Source organism: Phocaeicola sp. (assembly GCF_048170425.1).
Classification (GTDB): Bacteria; Bacteroidota; Bacteroidia; order Bacteroidales; family Bacteroidaceae; genus Phocaeicola.
In genome coordinates this window covers 1-19,432 of sequence record NZ_DBEXBB010000074.1, presented here as the reverse complement: position 1 = coordinate 19,432, position 19,432 = coordinate 1, and the positions used below count along the sequence as shown (strand labels likewise).

General features: G+C 52.2%; 16 protein-coding genes. 5 read left to right on the top strand and 11 right to left on the bottom strand.

Annotated elements, in window-relative coordinates:
• From ACMJ0U_RS03145 to ACMJ0U_RS03125, 5 genes are all read left to right on the top strand, one after another.
• Window positions 1-2,069: SusC/RagA family TonB-linked outer membrane protein (locus ACMJ0U_RS03145; RefSeq protein WP_417128118.1), on the top strand; the 2,069-nt coding region annotated here is incomplete at its 5' end.
• Window positions 2,070-2,091: 22 nt separating this feature from the next.
• Window positions 2,092-4,080 (top strand): RagB/SusD family nutrient uptake outer membrane protein, encoded by a 1,989-nt coding sequence (locus tag ACMJ0U_RS03140; protein WP_417128116.1) that lies wholly within the window; start codon window positions 2,092-2,094, stop codon window positions 4,078-4,080.
• A gap of 121 nt (window positions 4,081-4,201) precedes the next feature.
• Window positions 4,202-4,489, top strand: a complete 288-nt coding sequence (locus ACMJ0U_RS03135) for a hypothetical protein (RefSeq protein ID WP_417128119.1) — start codon at window positions 4,202-4,204, stop codon at window positions 4,487-4,489.
• Window positions 4,486-5,895: an alpha-L-fucosidase gene (locus ACMJ0U_RS03130; RefSeq protein WP_417128114.1), complete on the top strand. Its 1,410-nt coding sequence runs from the start codon at window positions 4,486-4,488 to the stop codon at window positions 5,893-5,895. The genes ACMJ0U_RS03135 and ACMJ0U_RS03130 overlap by 4 nt, the downstream gene beginning before the upstream one ends.
• A 16-nt stretch (window positions 5,896-5,911) precedes the next feature.
• On the top strand, window positions 5,912-7,453 hold the full coding sequence (locus tag ACMJ0U_RS03125; protein ID WP_417128112.1) for a sulfatase: 1,542 nt from the start codon (window positions 5,912-5,914) through the stop codon (window positions 7,451-7,453).
• Window positions 7,454-7,570: 117 nt separating this feature from the next.
• Here ACMJ0U_RS03125 and ACMJ0U_RS03120 read toward each other — a convergent pair whose 3' ends face one another.
• From ACMJ0U_RS03120 to ACMJ0U_RS03070, 11 genes are all read right to left on the bottom strand, one after another.
• Window positions 7,571-7,990, bottom strand: a complete 420-nt coding sequence (locus ACMJ0U_RS03120; protein WP_417128110.1) for a hypothetical protein — start codon at window positions 7,988-7,990, stop codon at window positions 7,571-7,573.
• 45 nt (window positions 7,991-8,035) lie between these two features.
• Window positions 8,036-9,223 (bottom strand): ABC transporter permease, encoded by a 1,188-nt coding sequence (locus ACMJ0U_RS03115; RefSeq protein WP_417128109.1) that lies wholly within the window; start codon window positions 9,221-9,223, stop codon window positions 8,036-8,038.
• Window positions 9,224-9,245: 22 nt separating this feature from the next.
• Window positions 9,246-9,890, bottom strand: a complete 645-nt coding sequence (locus tag ACMJ0U_RS03110; protein ID WP_417128107.1) for an ATP-binding cassette domain-containing protein — start codon at window positions 9,888-9,890, stop codon at window positions 9,246-9,248.
• A 137-nt stretch (window positions 9,891-10,027) separates the two neighbouring features.
• Window positions 10,028-11,530, bottom strand: coding sequence for a DUF4836 family protein (locus tag ACMJ0U_RS03105; RefSeq protein WP_417128105.1), 1,503 nt, complete (start codon window positions 11,528-11,530; stop codon window positions 10,028-10,030).
• A gap of 30 nt (window positions 11,531-11,560) precedes the next feature.
• Window positions 11,561-12,262, bottom strand: coding sequence for a 16S rRNA (uracil(1498)-N(3))-methyltransferase (locus ACMJ0U_RS03100; protein ID WP_417128104.1), 702 nt, complete (start codon window positions 12,260-12,262; stop codon window positions 11,561-11,563).
• 4 nt (window positions 12,263-12,266) lie between these two features.
• Window positions 12,267-12,962 (bottom strand): bifunctional nuclease domain-containing protein, encoded by a 696-nt coding sequence (locus ACMJ0U_RS03095; RefSeq protein ID WP_417128102.1) that lies wholly within the window; start codon window positions 12,960-12,962, stop codon window positions 12,267-12,269.
• Between the two features lie 23 nt (window positions 12,963-12,985).
• Entirely contained in the window at window positions 12,986-14,245 is a 1,260-nt protein-coding gene (locus ACMJ0U_RS03090) for an MFS transporter (protein ID WP_417128101.1), read from the bottom strand.
• A 45-nt stretch (window positions 14,246-14,290) separates the two neighbouring features.
• The gene (locus ACMJ0U_RS03085) at window positions 14,291-16,750 is read right to left on the bottom strand and encodes an SLBB domain-containing protein (protein ID WP_417128099.1); all 2,460 of its coding nucleotides are present in this window, start codon (window positions 16,748-16,750) and stop codon (window positions 14,291-14,293) included.
• 463 nt (window positions 16,751-17,213) lie between these two features.
• Window positions 17,214-18,317, bottom strand: coding sequence for an MraY family glycosyltransferase (locus ACMJ0U_RS03080; RefSeq protein ID WP_417128098.1), 1,104 nt, complete (start codon window positions 18,315-18,317; stop codon window positions 17,214-17,216).
• 109 nt (window positions 18,318-18,426) lie between these two features.
• On the bottom strand, window positions 18,427-18,870 hold the full coding sequence (locus ACMJ0U_RS03075; protein ID WP_417128096.1) for an N-acetylmuramoyl-L-alanine amidase: 444 nt from the start codon (window positions 18,868-18,870) through the stop codon (window positions 18,427-18,429).
• Between the two features lie 99 nt (window positions 18,871-18,969).
• Window positions 18,970-19,407, bottom strand: a complete 438-nt coding sequence (locus ACMJ0U_RS03070) for an HU family DNA-binding protein (RefSeq protein WP_417128094.1) — start codon at window positions 19,405-19,407, stop codon at window positions 18,970-18,972.
• Window positions 19,408-19,432 lie beyond the last annotated feature (25 nt).

Here is a 19,432-nt window from a genome sequence, read left to right as displayed (position 1 = left end):
AATACATTGATTTCAACCTGAGCACAAAATTCATCCGCTACGACCTTGACAACCCGATTTATCTGGAAGAAGGCGGTTTGCTGTATCATGACATTGCCCGTATGTGGCCGACAATGCCTTTCAAAGATCCGAACGGACACTATATGCGTAACGGAAAACTGGCACAGCTGACTGACGGCGGCCGTTCCAAAACACACAACGACGACATTTATCTGCAAGGACAGGTGGTACTCCACCCGCTTAAGAACTGGAACATCTATGCGGAAGCCGGTATGCGCGTCATTAACCAGAACAAGCAGGTGAACCTGAACAAGATTTATGAATACGACATTAATGACAATCCTGTGGAACTGGCGTTCAGCGGTAGTTATGCACCGGGAGCAACCTTTGCCCGCATGAACTACATGAACAGCAACTTCTACACCACTTCTTTCTATACCGATTATACCCTCGAGAAAAATGACCATTACCTGAAAGTAATGCTGGGTATGAATACGGAAGAATACATTGTACGTTCTCTGTCGGCACAACGCAGCGATGTCATTTCTGGACTGATTCCGGAAATCAGCGCTTCGGTAGGTGAAGATAAAATCAACAATGACGACAATAATCCTACCCAATACAGAAACTGGGCAACTGCCGGTTTCTTCGGACGTATCAACTACTCTTATAAAGAACGTTATTTGTTTGAAGCCAACCTCCGTTACGATGGTTCTTCACGCTTCCTTCGCGACCAGCGCTGGAACCTCTTCCCGTCATTCTCTTTCGGATGGAACATGGCACACGAATCATTCTTTGCTCCGCTGACCAAAGTTATCAATACGTTCAAGCCACGTGTATCATGGGGTATGCTGGGTAACCAGAACACTGATGCGTTCTATCCGTTCTATCTGACACAAAACGTAGTAGCCAATGGCGGAAACTGGCTGATGGGCGGCGTACGTCCTACCATTTCCGGTGTGCCGGGACTGGTCAGCAGTACACTTACCTGGGAAAAGATTTACAATACCAATATCGGCTTTGACTTCGGATTGCTTAACAACCGCCTGACAGGTTCATTTGAATACTTCATCCGCCGTACCAAAGGTATGGTAGGTCCTCCGGCTGAAATCGGTGCTGCTCTGGGTACTACACTGCCTAACACCAACAATGCCGAACTGGAAAACAAAGGATGGGACTTGAACATTTCCTGGAGAGACCGTATCGGACAAGTGAACTACGATTTGGGCTTCAACCTTTCTGACAACCGTGCAAAAGTGAAAAAATATCCGAACGCTTCGAAAGCTATCTATCAGGCCGACGGTGTAACCTATGCTTACTACGATGGAAAGACTATCGGTGAAATCTGGGGATATGAAACTCAGGGTATTGCACAGAGCGACCAGCAGATGCAGGAATGGCAGGCTGCAAACGATCAGAGCAAACTGGGTTCTCAGTGGGGGGCAGGTGATATCATGTACAAGGATTTGAACGGTGACAAAGTGGTTGACGATGGTTCCAAGACTGTAGACGACCACGGTGACTTAAAAGTAATCGGTAACAGCGAACCTCGCTTCCACTTCGGTCTTCACCTCGGTGCCGACTGGAAAGGCTTCGATATCCAGATGTTCTTCCAAGGTGTGTTGAAACGCGACCTCTGGCTCAGCGGCCCGTTGTTCTGGGGAGCCGACGGAGGAGAATGGCAGTCTGTAGGTTACGAAGAACACCTCGATTACTGGCGTCCGGAAAACACGACATCTATCTTCGGTCCGAACACAGATGCGTATTATCCGAAAGTTTATATCGGTGACAAGGGAAATAAGAACAAACTGACACAGACCGGTTACCTGCAAAATGGAGCTTACATGCGTATGAAGAACCTGCAAGTGGGTTACACCTTCCCGAAAGCATGGACCAGCAAGGCATACATTGAAAAAGTACGTGTGTACTTCAGTGCGGAAAACTTGTTTACCATCAGCGGTATTGCTGATATGTTCGACCCGGAAGCCATTGCAACCAACGGATGGTCCAGCGGAAAAACTTACCCGCTTTCACAGACCTTCTCATTCGGTATCAACGTGACACTTTAACCTTTAAACATTTGAATGAACCATGAAAAAAAATATATTATTCGTCATTGGAATGACGGTCCTGACCTGCTCCTGCAACGATTTTCTGGACAGAGAGCCAATGGATGCAGTACCCGTAGAAAAATACCTGCTCAGCGAAAACGACCTGGCAGCCTATACGGCCAACCTATATAACGCACTGCCTTCACATAAACCTGGCGTGTACGACATCGGTGTCTTCGCAACCGACAACAACAGTGACAACCAGGCAGCTTCCAATCCGGAGAAACTATTTGTGAACGGTGAAAACCGTGTGGCACAGTCGGGAGGTGCCTGGAACTTCAGCGAAATCCGTTCGGCCAACTATTTCATCAACCGCGTACGTCCGTTGCTTGAAGCCGGCGAGTTGGGTGGAAATGAAGCCAACAACAAGCATTATCTGGGTGAAGCCTATTTCTTCCGTGCATATTATTATGCCAACAAGCTGGACTCACTAGGTGACTTTCCTATCATCAAGACAACCATTGCCGACAATTATGAAACAGTAAAACAAGCCAGCCAGCGCCGTCCGCGCAACGAAGTGGCCCGCTTCATCATTGAAGACCTTGACTCGGCTTACTACTTCATGTCGAATACTCCTCCAGCCAGCAACCGCCTGACTAAAGACTGTGCAGCCCTGTTGAAGAGTCGTGTAGCTCTGTTCGAAGGTACATGGGAAAAATACCACAAAGGTACGGCACGTGTTCCAGGAGGACCGGGATGGCCAGGTGCGCAGAAAGACTATCTGAAAGATTTCACCATCGACATTGATGCAGAAATCAGCTATTTCCTAAACCAGGCCAAACAAGCTGCCCAGATTGTAGCCGATAATTATCCACTTTACAATGACTATCCGGCTTTGTTCAACAGCAACTCACTAAGCTCCATGCCCGAAGTATTGCTGTGGAGAGCCTACGATGCCAGCCTGACTCCGGCCGTGAACCACTTCGTAGTAGGCTATCTGCAACGTAACGGAGGCGGAAACAGTGGCTACACCCGTAGCATGATTGATACTTACCTGATGCAGAACGGGCTTCCTATCTACGCTGCCGGAACAGATTACAAAGGCGATCGTACTTATCAGGATGTAGCAGAAGGACGTGACCCGCGTCTAACTTACAATACCCTGATGCCGGGTGACATGCTGACTGAAAAGGCTGCCATGACCGAAGCCATTATCGACGGAGCAGGCTATTACTATCGTGCCCCCATTACAGAAATGGCTGAAAACCGCAGCACAACCGGTTATTCCGTTAAGAAAGGCTTGACTACCGACCCCTCACAAGGACCTACCCTGCCGGCCACTACAGCTTGTGTAATTTTCCGTGCAGCCGAAGCTTACCTCAATTACATGGAAGCAGACTATGAACTGAATCACTCACTTGATGCAAAAAGTAAAGGATACTGGGAAGCTATCCGCAGACGTGCCGGAATAGATACCGACTACGAGAAAACCAACCGCAATACGGATTTGACGAAAGAAATCGACCTGGCACGCTACTCAGGCAATAACCTAGTAGACGTTACACTCTACAACATCCGCCGTGAACGCCGCGTGGAACTGGCAGCCGAAGGATTCCGTCTGCGTGACCTCCGCCGCTGGTGCGCACTGGACAAGATGCAGAACTATCAGGTAGAAGGATTCAATCTGTGGGCAGAGAACTACAAACGCTACGCGACTCCGGATGCCGGCATCAACGGACAGAACTTCGACAAGGCACTGACCGTTATCGACCTGAAAGAAGCCGGTACAGAAGGAGCCAACGTATCGGCCAGGAGCGATGGTGACTACCTGCTTCCGTACCGTGTCATTTCCAGCAACATTGCTTATAACGGTTACAACTGGAATCCGAACCGTTACCTCTTCCCCATTGCGTTCGACCATTTCCGTCTGACGACCGAAGTGGAAGGCTCAGGTGACTATACGTCTTCTCCCATCTACCAAAATCCGGGATGGAAGATTGAAACAAACAGCTTGCCCGAAGGCGAATAACAATATTCTAACCTTGTAAGCGTTAAAGGAGAAGTTCTTTATGAAGATCACTTTTTCCCTGTAATCTTCTTAAAAAACTTCTCCTTTTCCGATTTTTCTCCTACCTTTACCTCCAGCCAATATGAAACTGACATTACTCATTTATACCTCTGCCTTAGGCACCGTGCTTCCGTTCTCGGCATGTTCCCGCCCGGAATCCAAGCCCTCGCGTCCCAACCAGGTTTTCATCATGGCCGACCAGTTCAGGGGCGATGCCATAGGATGCATGGGAAGAAAACCCGTACAGACTCCGAACCAGCTGCACAACCTTGCGAAAAGCCAGCCGGCTCTTTGTGATTCACTGAAACGAACTCTTTCTTCATGGCTCGAACAGACCCATGACCCATTTGAAAAATACTTGAAACCATGAATATAAAAAAGACATTACTGACCTTGCTGACACTGTTCGCCTTCTGTGCGACCACAACCCATGCCCGTAATACCGGCCACGAAGGTCCCCGCCCGGCTCCTCACCAGCTTAAATGGCACGAAGCCGAACTGGGCGTGGTGTTCCACTACGACCTGCACGTGTTCGACGGACTGGTGTACGGTCAAGGCAATAACCGCATCAACCCGATTGAGGACTATAACATTTTCCATCCCAACCAGCTCGACACCGACCAGTGGATTCAGTCGGCCAAGGCTGCCGGCGCCAAGTTCGCCATCCTCACCGCCACCCATGAAACCGGTTTCGGACTGTGGCAGAGCGACGTGAACCCTTACTGCATGAAAGCGTTGAAATGGCGCGACGGAAAGGGTGACATCGTGCGCGACTTCGTGAACTCCTGCCGCAAGTACGGCGTGCAGCCGGGCATCTACATCGGCATCCGCTGGAACTCCCTGCTCGGCATCCACAACTTCAAGGCAGAAGGCGAAGGCGAGTTTGCCCGCAACCGCCAGGAGTGGTACAGGCGCCTGTGCGAGAAGATAGTGACGGAACTCTGCACCCGCTACGGCGACCTCTTCATGATTTGGTTTGACGGCGGCGCCGACGACCCGAAAGGAATGGGACCCGACGTGGAACCCATCGTAAACCAGTACCAGCCTAATTGCCTGTTCTATCACAACGTGAACCGTGCCGACCTGCGCTGGGGCGGTTCGGAAAGCGGTACCGTGGGCTACCCCTGCTGGTCGAGCTTCCCCTACCCGTACAGCCACAGCAATGCCACCGACGGAGTGACCGACCACAACAAGCTGCTGGCACACGGCGACCCCGACGGCAAGTTCTGGGTGCCTGCCATGGCCGACACACCTCTGCGCGGATACAACGGACGCCACGAATGGTTCTGGGAACCGGGTGACGACGACAAGGCCGTCTATCCGTTAGCCAACCTGATGGAGATGTACGAAAAGTCAGTCGGCCGCAACGCCACGCTGATGGTGGGACTTACTCCTAACCCTGACGGACTGATTCCGGAAGGTGACGTGCGCCGCCTACAGGAATGGGGAGCCGAAATCAACCGTAGGTTCGGCCAGCCGCTGGCAGCAACTTCAGCCACCGGCAAGAAGAAAGTATCGCTCTCGCTCGGCAAGGCACAGCCCGTCAACTATTACCAGATTCAGGAAGACATTACCGGCGGTGAACGCATCCGTGCCTACCGGGTAGAAGCCCAGGTGAACGGCAAGTGGACTACCGTGGCCAAAGGTACTTCCGTAGGGCATAAGCGCATTGAATCCTTCCCTGCCGTAGAGACCCGATGTTTCCGTCTGGTGGTGGAGGAATGCACGGCAGAGCCCCTCATCCGGGACTTTAGTGTTTATCATGTAAATAATTAATCTAAAGACAGATATTATGAACAAAAATCTTTTAGTACTTCTCGGGATAGCCCCTGTGCTTTCCCCGTTGCATACGCTGGCCGACGACCGTCCCGACCCGCGTCCGAACATCATTTTCTTCCTGGTGGACGACATGGGATGGCAGGACACCTCACTGCCTTTCTGGACAGAAAAGACCATGTACAACGAACGTTACGAAACCCCTAACATGGAGCGTCTGGCCCGTCAGGGAATGATGTTCACGCAGGCCTACGCCTCCAGCATCAGCTCGCCTACCCGCTGCAGTCTGATGACCGGAGCCAACGCGGCCCGCCACCGTGTGACCAACTGGACCTTGCAGAAGAACAAGACCACCGATATTCCAAGCGATGTGCTGCAACTGCCCGACTGGAACTACAACGGCATCGCGCAGGTGGAAGGCACGAACCACACCTTCGTGGCCAAATCGTTCGTGCAATACCTGAAAGACAGCGGCTATCACACCATCCATTGTGGAAAGGCACACTGGGGAGCCATTGATACCCCGGGAGAGAATCCCTGTCACTTCGGCTTTGAAACAAACATCTCCGGACATGCGGCCGGCGGACTGGCCACCTACCTGAGTGAACTTAGCTACGGACACGACGAGAAGGGCAATCCTACCTCGCTCATGTCGGTACCTGGACTGGAGAAATACTGGAAAACGGGCACCTTCATCACCGAAGCGCTGACCCAGGAAGCCCTGAAAGCCCTCGACAAGGCCAAGGAATACAACCAGCCCTTCTACCTCTACATGTCGCACTATGCCATCCATATCCCCATCGACAAGGATATGCGCTTCTATGACAAGTACAAGAAGAAAGGCATGTCGGACAAGGAAGCGGCCTACGCCTCCCTCATCGAAGGCATGGACAAGAGTCTGGGCGACATCATGGACTGGCTGGAAAAGAACGGAGAGGCCGACAACACCATCATCCTGTTCTGCGGTGACAACGGCGGATACGCCACTGGAACCAAATGGAGGGATGAGCCGCTCTACACACAGAATGCTCCGTTGAACTGCGGAAAAGGCTCGGCCTACGAAGGCGGTATCCGCGAACCGATGATTGTGAGCTGGCCGGGAGTGGCCCAACCCAATACCCGTTGCGACAAGTACGTCATCGTGGAAGACTATTTCCCCAGCATCCTCGAAATGGCTGGCATTACCGACTGGAAGGCACCGCAGACCGTAGACGGCGTGAGCTTCGTGCCCCTGCTCAAGCAGACCGGCGACCCGTCGGAGGGCAGAAGCCTTTACTGGAACTGTCCGAACCTGTGGGGCGAACCAGGTCCGGGTATCGGCGCTACCTGCACCGTGCGTCAAGGAAAATGGAAGCTGATTTATTTCTACGAAACGGGCAAGAAGGAACTGTATGACATTCCGGCCGACATCAGCGAGAAGCACAACCTGGCCGACCGTCATCCGGACGTGGTGAAATCCCTCTCGGCCAACCTCGGCGAGTTCCTCCGCAGCTCCGGTGCACAGCGTCCGTCGTTCAAAAAAACCGGAAAACCCTGCCCCTGGCCGGACGAAATCTGACTCTACCCCGCCGATAAGAATTTGTGGAAGGCATGCAGATTGGAAAAACATCACCCTCCATACTTAAACAAAAAGAGCCACATCACTGTGGCTCTTCTTTTATTCTTATGTCTCTCGTTACACGCGCTTGAAAGTATAATTGCCTTCCACCACGTACATTGCATCCTTATACTTGCTGCTGTAAACAGCCTTAATCTCATCCCCCGCAAAAGAAAGGATTGTCACTTTCACCTCCAGGCCTGCAGACCCCGACAACGTCAATATACCATTCTTGCCGTCCAGCGTCCACTGGTACTGGAACCCCTGGAAAACAGCCGTACCACTGCTTTGCAATGACAACGTCTGTCCCTTATGGTCGTTCGTTCCGGAATCACCTTCCGAGTCACTCCAGTTGTTCGCCGTCACCTCCCATGTACCGATAATGTCTTCTCTCGACACCGTTACACCTGTCGGGTCCTCTTCCGTGCTGCAACTTGCCATTCCGGCCATCATCAGCACCAGGCTCAAAAAGAGCCATACATTTTTCAACTTCTTCATTTGTCAGTTTTTGTTTGTTGATATATAAAAATAGGTCTTCCTTTCTCATTTCTTTCGCCAGATGGCCTCCACCTTCCGCCGTACGGCCAGCACGTTCAACACCGAAACCAGCAGGAAAAGCCCCCCCGCAGTCAACAGTGCCGGCCACAAGCTACCTTCCTGCCAGTCGGGCACCATCCGCCGCAACATGTCCAGATAAGCTCCCCGTGCCACGTACACCAGCAGCACGCCCATGGCTGCCACCGCCGCATTCAGCACCACCGTAAGCACCTGATACGGACGCGCCACGGCCGCCGGACTGAATCCAATCATCAGCAGGTTCTCCAGCTTCTTCGTATTCTTCTGCAACAGCAGGTAAATGCTCAGCATCAACAGGTAGAACGACAGTACACTGATAATCAGCCCCACCGTAAGTACGATGCCCACCACCATCTTCAGGAACCATGTCGTCTTCCCCGCATCCAGCTTGTCGCCTTCCGTGTCGTACCCCTTGTCCTTGAAATACTTTGCAATGCGGTCGTCTGCCGGGTTGTCTACCTCCACAATCAGCCGCGAGGGAGCTGTCTCCCCGCCGTCGCCCAGTGTGGCGTTAGCCCAGTCCATGAACGCCTGTGGCACCAGAATCGTGTTCAGCCGGTTGGAGAAGCCCACGATACGTCCCTTCATGCGCTCCGTCCGTCCCCGTCCGCTCAGCCGCACATCCAGCGTCATCATGCCCATCACGCCCTCCGAGAGCTGTGGCAGGTTACGGCTCTGTGCAAAGCCAAAGTTATACAAGTTCAAGTAGTTGCGCGGAATGATAATAGGTATCTCATCCTCTCCCTCCCGGTACGTCCAGCCCTCCAGCCGTACATCTACAAACTCATCGGGCACTGATTCAAAGAACATGGCCGTAGAAAGCTGCATACCCGCCATGCCCATGCCGGCCGATACCTGGAACTGCGCCGGAGTAAAAGCCCCCGTCCGTTTGGCAAACGGCTGCTCCTCCATGTCGGCGATGTCGGCACGTGAGAACGTACCCCCCTTACCCACCAGACTGCCCAGCGTGCTCACCTTCTTGCTCACAATCACATAGTCTTTCTTCATGAAACTGTCGCCCTGCGTAAACACCGGCAACACATCCTTATAAAACTGTATACTCAGCAGCACAATAACCATGCCACACAAGTTAGCCAGGAAAAAACCCGCCAGTTGCGCCACACTGATGTGCTGTCTCAATAATTTCCAGATCATATCCGTCTTCGTTTTAATGCCCTTACAAACTCAGCACCCTGTCATACTCCAGCGGCAGGTGCTTGCCGATGGACGTCACAATCACTCCTGCTCCCTGGCGAAGCGCTTCCTCCTTCAGGATACGTGCCATGATTTGTCCGTTGCCGTCATCCAGGTGGCTCACCGGCTCATCCAGAAAGAAAAAGTCGGCTGGCTGGCACAAAGCCCTCACGAAGGCCACGCGCTGCTGCTGCCCGTACGACATCTTGGCCGCTTTCACATCCCACTTGTCGGCGATGCCCAGCTGCTCAAACCAGTCCTTCACCTGCTGTTTGCGGCAGAAACCCGTCAGCCCGTTTTTCAGCTGCACGTTCTCCCAGGCCGTCAGTTCCCCGAACAGGCGGAGCTCCTGAAACAGCATGCCCAGCGAGCGTTTGCGGATGTCAGTCCACTGCTTCACCGTGAGCTTCCGCACATTCTCACCATCAAAAGTGATAATACCCTGATAGTCCGTACGATACCCGTAAACAAAACTGCAAAGAGATGATTTGCCCGTACCAGAGGCCGCTTCAATCAGATACATCTTCCCTTTCTGGAAAGCCACCTGCCGGTGCCATACGTCCGACACGATACCATCGCGTCCGGCAAAAACTTCCGGCAAAGTCTGCTGTAATTCTATCGAAATCATTTCATTCAATGAATAATTAACAACGAATAATGAAAAACGAAGTCAATGAATAATTAATAATGAACAATGAAAAACGGAGTAATCCATGCTTCATATTAATTGCCCACTATTCATTATTCACTATTAATTATTAACTTTTAATTATTAACTATCTGCACCAACTGTTTCAGCACATTTTCCTGACGGTTCTTCATCTGCAGCACCATACGTCCCTTGGTCGGATTATCCGACTCAATGGTCAGGTAGTCCAGCATGCTCACGTAAGGCACCTGCGGAAGCACCGCTGCCAATGCCTGGAAGTTCACGTTCAGATAAAAACGCTTGTCCTTCACGTCCTTAGCCCAGCTGCAGTCTTTCAGAGACAGTCCCTTCACCTCACGGCCAATCAGGCTCTCCTGATTCGTCAGGTAAAAACGCTTGTCCTTCACCCCCAGCCAGAGAGATACCGGTCCACGACCCATGCCCAGCATCGAACCGTCGGCAGCCACAAACTGATAGGCATCCTTGCCCTTGTCCAGCAGACGCATCTGTCCGTTAGTCATGGCCAGTATCGGTTTCAAGTCTTCAAACGTACGCAGAAACTCGCTGTTTGTCACGTCGGCATACAGAATCACACCCGGTGTCAATGACATTTCCGGCATAGCCAATGCCACGTCTCCCTTCACCGCCTTGAAGATAGCCTCAAAGTCGAGCGGCATCATCGAGTTGTCCAGCTCCTGGCGTATGGTCGGATTCTCGCGCAAAAGCTCATACGCCTTTTCCCCGTTCATGTGAGCGCTTGCCCAGCATACCGTATTAGCCGGGAAAGTCTCCAGGAACGTACCGTCCAGCTCCCCGCACACCTCGGCCTGTTTCTTCAGCAAGTCCTTGAACTGCTGCCCTTCCACCAGTGTCTCCACCTCCATCACGGCCCTTCCATCCTGGAAGTCCAGCGTAGAAAACAGTTTCAGGTTATCCAGCTTCAGGTCGGCCGGCAACCCCATGGTCATCGGCGCCAGGTAAGTTTTCGGCATAATGTTCAGCGACGTCACCATCGCTACGTCCTCGGCAGCATCCTCCAGCTTCTCAAATTCCGGTGTACCCGAATAACCCTCGCCCTTCTTCTGTCGCAGCCACATCGAAGCCTGATGCTGCAAATCCTTCGGGTCTCCATTGTTCCCCACCACCAGAAAAGCATCATCCGTCCAGGCCATCAGTCCGCCGCCACCCACAGTCCAGCGGCAGCCGTCCCCGTCGGCAGGAGCCTCACACGCCTGCTGTGCATGCAGCACCTCTATCAAATCCTCCAGCTTTCCCTTGTCGGTCACACGTACCAGTGCCCCTCCCATTTCCATCTGAGGAGTCACAAAGAAATACACCCTGTCAGTCAGGCGCAAGCCGCTTTCTTCCGGATTCTCCATCAGCTTGTCCACCAGCGCATCCGCCTTCCCTTTCAGACTCGTTTTCAGCATCTCCCTCACTGACTGCTGTGCCTGCTCGTTCAGTCCGCACTTCTGCACCATCTTGTTCAGGTCCAGCGAGAACACCGCAGCCGCATCTTTCGGCAAGGCATTGGTATAAGGATTTCCCTCACCACAGGAGGACAACAGGAAAGTCAGCCCCAAAGCCATACTTCCCATCCATTTCCATGTACTTTTCATACTTCTTCTATTTAAAAGTTACACATCAGCTTATTCCGCGTGCGCCAGATTCATCAGGTGTACAGCCACCAGTGCCGCCGTTTCCGTGCGCAGACGCGACTTGCCCAGACTCACTGCCTGAAAGCCCTTTTCCGCAGCCAGCGCCACCTCCTCCGGGCTGAAGTCACCCTCCGGTCCTATCAACACTACGGCATCCTTGTCCTTGCAGAGCACATCGCGCAACAAAGGTTTATCCCCCTCGTAGCAATGTGCAATGAACTTCTGCCCCGTGAACTCCCGTTCCATAAAACGGCGGAAATCCGTCATTTCGTTCACCACCGGTTTGCGTGCCTTAAGCGACTGTTTCACGGCCGACACCACGATTTTCTCCACCCGTTCCGTCTTGACGACCTTCCGTTCCGAAAAACGGCAGTTCAGGAAGGTCAGTTCGTCGAAACCGATTTCCGTCGCCTTTTCCACCAGCCATTCCATACGGTCCATGTTCTTGGTAGGTGCCAGTGCCAGATGCAGATGCCCCTTCCAGAAAGGCTCCTGCTCCGTCTTCTCCACCACCTTCACCACACAGCGTTTCTGCGTGGCAGCCGAAATGACCGCCCGATAGAAACAACCTTTTCCGTCGGTCAGGGTAATCTCCTCGCCCACTCCCAGGCGCAGCACCCGCAGACAGTGTCCGGCTTCCTCCTCCGGGAGCTCCATGGTCTGCGCAATATCCGGTGCATAAAACACGTGCATAGACTTATTTCGTTTCGTTATTTTCCTCTTCCAGGCTTTCTTCCACTTCTCCTCTTTCCTTGCGAGCCTGCATTTCGCGTTTAATCAGTTCCGCATACTCGTAGTTTTCCTCACGAATAGCCCTTTCCATCTCCTTTTCCAGATAGAACATAGGCAATCCGCGCATCAGCGTTAGCTGCAGGTTCGATACTGACTTCTTGGCAAAATCCGGCACCCGGTTTTCCAGGAACTCCGTCTTGATATAGAACGGCGCCTTGCTCAGCACAGCGATAACCAGTGCGTCTGCCATCTTCACATCCATCTCCATCGGAGTACCGTCCGCCTTCCGCAGAAAGACCTTTGTTTTCGGTTCCTGTTCTTCTTTTCCCCACACCACAGCCTTTTCTACCGTAGCCCCATACTGCTCTTTCAGCATCTTCACCATCTGGTAGTGCAGCGAGATTTCCACATCTTCCGGACTCTCCAGCGCCACGTCCAGCAAGTCCGCCTCATTCGCATTAATGATAGCCATAAGCTTCCGGTGAGGTGCATTCTTTTCTTCCAGCATCAGCTTGTACTCATATGCGTTCTCCAGCAGTATATCCATCTTGTCTTCGTCCGACAGGACTTCATCAGACAACATATCATCCAACAGCTTGCTCGGATCCATCAACTCTCTAATGTAACAGACTTTCATTTCAGTCAATCTCTCATTCTCCATCGATTCCATAACTTCAATCTCACTTAATTCTTATCAACATTATGTTTGTATTTAAATACCAGCGAAAAAACCACGGCCACTACCAGCGCATACGCCGCAAACACGAACCATGCATGGCTCCATCCTTCCACCTGCGGTGCCTGCGAGTTAAAATCCACAAAGCAGTTCACCACCGCCTGCGCACTCAGCGTACCCACCGTAGCCCCGATGCCGTTGGTCATGAGGACAAACAGTCCCTGTGCACTCGAACGGATGGACAAGTCCGTTTCCCGGTCGACAAACAGCGAACCCGACACGTTGAAGAAGTCGAAAGCCACCCCATACACCAGCATGGAGAGCACGAACATCCACACCCCGTTGCCCGGATCACCCAGCCCGAACAGTCCGAAGCGGAGCACCCACGCCACCATGGCGATAAGCATCACCCGCTTGATGCCGAAGCGTCCCAAAAAGAACGGAATCAGCAGGATACAGCATGTCTCACTAATTTGCGACAGCGAAATCAGCAGGTTGGCGTGCTGCACGCCAAACGTATCGGCATACTCCGGAATGGCACTGAAGCTCGTGATAAACGGATTGGCAAACCCGTTCGTAATCTGCAATGACACGCCCAGCAGCATCGAGAAAATGAAGAACACCGCCATCTTGCGATTCTTGAAAAGCAGAAACGCCTTCAGCCCCAGTGCCTCCACCAGCGACTTACGCTCTCCATTCATACGGCTCACCGGACATTCCGGCAGCGTCTGGGCATATACTGCCAGCACCACGCCCCACACCGCACAAGTAAAGAACTGCATGTAGTTTGCCTGGAATCCCATCAAATCTACCAGCCACATGGAACAGATAAAACCGATGGTTCCGAACGTACGTATCGGCGGAAACGCCTTGATGGTATCCAGCCCCGCCTTGTCCAGCGCCGTATAAGCCACCGAATTCGACAGCGCCAGCGTAGGCATATAGAACGCCACACTCACGGAATAAAACGAGAACAGCGGTGCAAACTCCACCTGCGATCCCGCCGTCATGGCATAATAGCCCGCTCCGGCCATAAACAAGGCCGCCAGCAGATGGCTCAGTCCCAACAACCGTTGCGCCGGAATCCAGCGGTCGGCAATGATACCCAGCACGGCTGGCATAAACAGGGACACGATTCCCTGCATGGCATAAAAAATTCCGATATGTCCACCAAGTCCCACACCTGCCAGATAGGTACCCATCGAAGTAAGATAGGCCCCCCACACGGCAAACTGCAGGAAATTCATTATAATCAGTCTCAATTTCATAGTATCTGAGTTTATAAGTTTATAAGTTTTTTATCAATAACCTTCCTATTTCATCATTGTAGCCAGTGACGCCAGCATCGTAGCCAGTGACGCAAACGAAGTCGCATTCGATACTACATTCGCAAAGTTAAACTTCTTCGTCTTGTTTGGCACCACGATTTCGCAGCCCGGCTCAATCTGTTTCTTTCCGCTACCCTTCACCTTGGCCACCTGTCCGTTCATATAAATAATGAACTTCTGGCTTTTCTTGGCATTGGCAGAATAACCTCCCGCCTGGCCCAGGTAATATTTCACGCTCTTTCCTTTGGCATACGACACCGTGTTGGGCATCATTACGGCTCCGTTCACCTTCACCGTATTGTTGTATTCCGGCACCATCAGCACATCACCCTCGCGCAGCACCAGGTCGGCATCACCGCCCGGATTGGCCAGTGCCGCCTCCAGGTCAATACCCACCGTGAACGTGCTGTCCACCTCCAGTCCCAGCGAAGCAGCCATAGCGTCACCAATTTCCCGGCGCACCATTTCCACCACGTCTTCCATGCGGCGCAATTCCTCTTCATTGGCCAGGCGGCGCAGTTTTGCCCCCCGCACATACGCATAGCGGCTCACTCCGCCGGCGCGCTGAATCAGGCTGCTCAGGCGTTCGCTCTTCGTGTTCAGCGTATAGTCGCCGCGATACAGCACCTCGCCTTCCACCGTCACGTTCACCTGCTCGTTGTAGCTCGGACTGCGGCGCACGAACACCTGGTCGTAGGGTTGCAGTTCAAATCCCGCCTCACCGTCCACCACGAAGCCATCCTTCAGGCCAAACGAGAAATTCTGTCCTATCACGTCCGGTTCCGTCGTCCCTTTCGGGTCACGAATACGGCGCGACACATCCACACGCACCAGCGAAGCCGACTCCTTCAGTCCGCCCGCCGTAATCACCAGGTCCTCCAGACTCATGTGGTCGGCATACGTATAGCTTCCCGGCTTGTTCACCTCACCGCTGATTGTCACCTTACCCATGTCCTGCAAGTCGTGGATGCTCGGAATATACAGAATGTCATTCTTCTGCAAGGCGATGTCGGGCGAAGTTCCCTTCAGAATCCCTTCGATGTCCACCGGCAGCACCTCCTTTGTCAGGTTTTCCCGTTCACGATACAGCACCGCGCGTCCCGTAAACGCATCCCCCAGCAGTCCGTCAGCCTTTTCCACCAGCTGGCGCACCGTGTTGAGCGAACCGCTCAGTTCGAACACGCCCGGATGATACACCGCGCCCTTCACTTCCAGACGGTTGTTGAAGCGGTTCAAGATGGAATCCACCGTCACCACATCCCCGTCTGTTAATTTAAACGCAGAATAGTCTATATCGTTCACCGTTTTTACAGAAAATTCTTTCCCGTCTTTTCGTAACACCCTGATAGTCTTCTTATAAGCGTCCGAAGAAAATCCGCCGGCATATTTCAGCAAAGTAGCAGCCGACTCTCCGTTCTTCATTTCGTAGAACATCGGACGCTTCACCTTACCCGTAATCTTCACCAGCTCGTCGTAAGTAGGCACAATCACCACGTCGCCGTCCTGCAGGCGGATGTCGTCCTGAATCTTTCCCTTCATGATATATTCATACACGTCCAGCCGGGCAATCGTCTTTCCGCTGCGGGCCACCTGCACGTTACGCAAGCTACCGATGTGGCTTACCCCTCCCGAAGCATACAAGGCATGGAATACCGTGGAAAGCGACGACAAGGCATACGTGCCCGGCGCCATCACTTCTCCCATCACATTCACCTGGATGGTACGGATGTTACCCAGCGTCACCTGGATATTGTTGCCCGAGTCCGCATAAATCTTGCCCAGTTCCTGCTTCAGCAAGTGGCGGGCATCTTTAATAGTCATATTGTTCAAGTACACCGGCCCCAGATTCTCAATGTTCACATAGCCGTCGGGCGAAATCTCCAGCCGCATGGTGTTCTGGCTGGACCCCCATACATCGACAATCACCTCGTCGCCTGCACCCAGACGATAGTTCTCCGGAGTAGCCATGCTCAGGTTCGGCTGGAAAGTCAGCCGTTCAATGTTGAAAATGTTCCGTCCGAACACATCGTTCTCATCGACCGACGACACCTTCAGCGCCTGATGCTTCTTCATGCTCTCCTTCATGCTGTCCGTCCACACGCCAGCGTCCTCCGTCGTTTCTCCGTTCTGGCTGTCAGGCGCATTCGGAGAAGTCGTTTTCCGTACCCTCGTACTGGTATCCAGCGCCGCACCGCTCTGCCCGGCCGAAGAAGAAACGTCCGAAGCTGAAGATCCCGAATACTTCGACTTCAAGCGCAGCAGTTGTTCCTGGGAAGCCCCTTTTGACAAGAGTTCCATGGCTATGGTCTGCTGATCCTTCCCCTCCTGAAGTGCCTGCTGCACATATTCTATCACCTGGCTGTCAGTCATTCCGCTTTGGGCATACGCCACAGATCCTCCCAGCAAAAACAACCACAGCACTACTCTAGCGAACTGTTTTCTCATTACTGTCTATGTTTTTGGTTTTAACGACAAAGATACATCAATAAAAGCGAACCACCAAGCCCCCGGGGAAAGGAATATGACAAGAAAACTGAAAATTTTAAGAGTCCGCACCTCGCCCGCAGGAAATTTACCCCGTCCGTTCAGCCCAAAATATAAATAAAGTTAACAAACCACATTTTCATCCCTGTTTTATATGTTTCATAACATAAAATCCTTACCTTTGCACTGTGTTTTTCATGGTATTAGATTTAAGGTTAATGAAGATTGGGAGTCTGGGAAGATTCCCTTTTTTTATGCCCTTTCCAATGAAGGATGAACCCCTAATCATGAAAAACAAGAATTTTTGCGCATTCAAAGACAGAAAAACATATAAAGTCAGAAAGCAAAGGCGGCAAGCATACTGGCAAAAAAAAGGACGAAAGAGTTTCCCCTCCCGTCCTTCATTATTCATGATATTCATTATTCATCGCTTCTTCTTCTCAATCACCCGGTCAAACCACAGGTGAAGCACCGTCCACACCACCACATCGATGACAAACACCAGCGTGTTGTTCATGTAATGAATGGCCACGATGGTAAACGCACAGAAACAGGCCGACATCAGCTGGATTGTCATCATCGCCTTGCGAGGCGTAAAGCCCATTTCCAGGAACTTGTGATGAATATGCGTCTTGTCGGGCATGAACAGCGACCGCTTGTTGCGCGCACGGCGCAGCACCACGCGCACCACATCCAAACACGGCACCATCAGCACGCTGAACGACACCAGTACCGGACTGCTTTTCATCGTCAGCAGCATGCTCGGTTCATACATACAATATTTGATGACAAAAAAACTCAGGATGAAGCCCAGCGTCAGGCTGCCCGTATCCCCCATGAAAATCTTGCGTCCCAAATCCACACTGCCGAACACATTGTACGAGAAGAACGGAATGATTACTCCCACCGTCACGAATGCCAGCATGGCATAGCTCCACATCTGGAAATGCACGAACAGCACGCCGAACACCACCAGCGCCACCATGCTCAGCCCCGAAGCCAGCCCGTCAATGCCGTCAATCAGGTTGATGGCATTGGTAATGAACACCACCAGCAGCATCGTAAGCGGAATACCCACCTCTTCCGGAATCAGGAAAATACCAAAAAGGCCGTAAAAACTGTTGATATACAAGCCCGACAACGGAAACATGGCTGCGGAAATAATCTGCACCAGGAATTTCTTCCGGTAGCGCACCCCCACCAGGTCGTCGGCAATGCCCACGATGTACAGCAGGGTCAGCCCTCCCATCATGAAAAGAAACTCACACACCAGCTCCTGCGTATCCTCCGCCGCCGGCCCGCAGTTCGCCATCAGACGCACTGCCGTAAACACGCACAAGGAAAAAAGAATGACGGGGAAAAAAGTCACTCCACCCAGCCGGGGCACCGGCCGCTTGTGCACCTTACGTTCATCAGGCACATCAAACAAGCGTTTGCGAAATGAAATAATCAGAATGTTCGGAATAATGATTCTCCCCAATATCACCGCCGATACAAATGCAGAAATTATGATATACAGATTCTCCATTGTCCAATTTGGTTTTTATATACCCTGCAAAGGTAGACTTTTATTTCGAATCCTGAAAATTTTCACCTCTGGCAGAGACATTCTTTTACAATTAAGAAACATTTCCACACTACAGACCACTTTTCACGTCAAAGCAAGGACAAGCCTTGGTCCACTCTTCCGGTTCCACCACCCCGTCGCCGTCCAGGTCGGGACTCAGGTCACGGTGTCCCACCACCTGCGTGATGCCCGGAAAATCCTCCTTCAGCACCCTGACCAGAATCCGCAGCGAACGCTTCTGCAATTCCGTGCGTGTATCCGCCGGCCGTCCGTGCTCGTCCAGTCCCCCTTCGTAGGCGATACCGATACTCCGTTCGTTATACCCCCTGGCATGCGCGCCGGCCCGTTCCACCGGGCGCATCGTACAAATCTCTCCGTCCGTGCGCACATAATAATGATACCCGCAGCACTTGAACCCCCGTTTCCGGTGCATCCTTGTCAGCTCGGAAGACGAGAGCGGACAGTCCGCCCTCGTTGCCGTGCAGTGGATGACAATCATGTCAATCTTTCTCATTACAATCCGGTTTTCTTCCGGTCAGAAGACAAAGAATACACTTCAGTATCCTGACCACAATCCATTTTACCTTCGTCATTTCTCACTTCACCTTATAGATTACGCACCCAGGCCCTCATCGGAATCCTCCTCCTTCTTATATTTCACGGGCACCTTTTCGAAAGCCAGGTTGCCGATAGCCTCCTGCATCACCGTGCCCGGACGGAACAACACACGCACCTTGTCAATCAGCGCATCCGAATACGATTCCTCCGTGTCCGAACCGGCCCCGCTCAAGCTCAGCTGCAGCGAGCCCAGTTCGCCCAGGCGCACGATTTCACCGCCCTGCAACCCTTCCGACACGATTTCTTCCAGCGCCGTCAATACGGCCATCACATCGGCACGGGTCACAGTACACATCTGATGAATACGTTCCGAGATTTCGCGGATACCCATTTCACCGCGAGCCTGCGACTGTGCATAAAACTTCATCTCACCGCTTTCACGGTCTGCCGGGTTCACACGTCCTACAACTGAATAAGTCACTGTTTTTTTCATAAGTCAACCAATTAATAGTTAATAA

Excerpts from the sequence above, each read along its gene's own strand:
- ACMJ0U_RS03140 (WP_417128116.1), top strand. The coding sequence starts at position 2,092 with ATGAAAAAAAATATATTATTCGTCATTGGAATGACGGTCCTGACCTGC.
- ACMJ0U_RS03135 (WP_417128119.1), top strand. The coding sequence starts at position 4,202 with ATGAAACTGACATTACTCATTTATACCTCTGCCTTAGGCACCGTGCTT.
- ACMJ0U_RS03130 (WP_417128114.1), top strand. The coding sequence starts at position 4,486 with ATGAATATAAAAAAGACATTACTGACCTTGCTGACACTGTTCGCCTTC.
- ACMJ0U_RS03125 (WP_417128112.1), top strand. The coding sequence starts at position 5,912 with ATGAACAAAAATCTTTTAGTACTTCTCGGGATAGCCCCTGTGCTTTCC.
- ACMJ0U_RS03120 (WP_417128110.1), bottom strand. The coding sequence starts at position 7,990 with ATGAAGAAGTTGAAAAATGTATGGCTCTTTTTGAGCCTGGTGCTGATG.
- ACMJ0U_RS03115 (WP_417128109.1), bottom strand. The coding sequence starts at position 9,223 with ATGATCTGGAAATTATTGAGACAGCACATCAGTGTGGCGCAACTGGCG.
- ACMJ0U_RS03110 (WP_417128107.1), bottom strand. The coding sequence starts at position 9,890 with ATGATTTCGATAGAATTACAGCAGACTTTGCCGGAAGTTTTTGCCGGA.
- ACMJ0U_RS03105 (WP_417128105.1), bottom strand. The coding sequence starts at position 11,530 with ATGAAAAGTACATGGAAATGGATGGGAAGTATGGCTTTGGGGCTGACT.
- ACMJ0U_RS03100 (WP_417128104.1), bottom strand. The coding sequence starts at position 12,262 with ATGCACGTGTTTTATGCACCGGATATTGCGCAGACCATGGAGCTCCCG.
- ACMJ0U_RS03095 (WP_417128102.1), bottom strand. The coding sequence starts at position 12,962 with ATGGAGAATGAGAGATTGACTGAAATGAAAGTCTGTTACATTAGAGAG.
- ACMJ0U_RS03090 (WP_417128101.1), bottom strand. The coding sequence starts at position 14,245 with ATGAAATTGAGACTGATTATAATGAATTTCCTGCAGTTTGCCGTGTGG.
- ACMJ0U_RS03085 (WP_417128099.1), bottom strand. The coding sequence starts at position 16,750 with ATGAGAAAACAGTTCGCTAGAGTAGTGCTGTGGTTGTTTTTGCTGGGA.
- ACMJ0U_RS03080 (WP_417128098.1), bottom strand. The coding sequence starts at position 18,317 with ATGGAGAATCTGTATATCATAATTTCTGCATTTGTATCGGCGGTGATA.
- ACMJ0U_RS03075 (WP_417128096.1), bottom strand. The coding sequence starts at position 18,870 with ATGAGAAAGATTGACATGATTGTCATCCACTGCACGGCAACGAGGGCG.
- ACMJ0U_RS03070 (WP_417128094.1), bottom strand. The coding sequence starts at position 19,407 with ATGAAAAAAACAGTGACTTATTCAGTTGTAGGACGTGTGAACCCGGCA.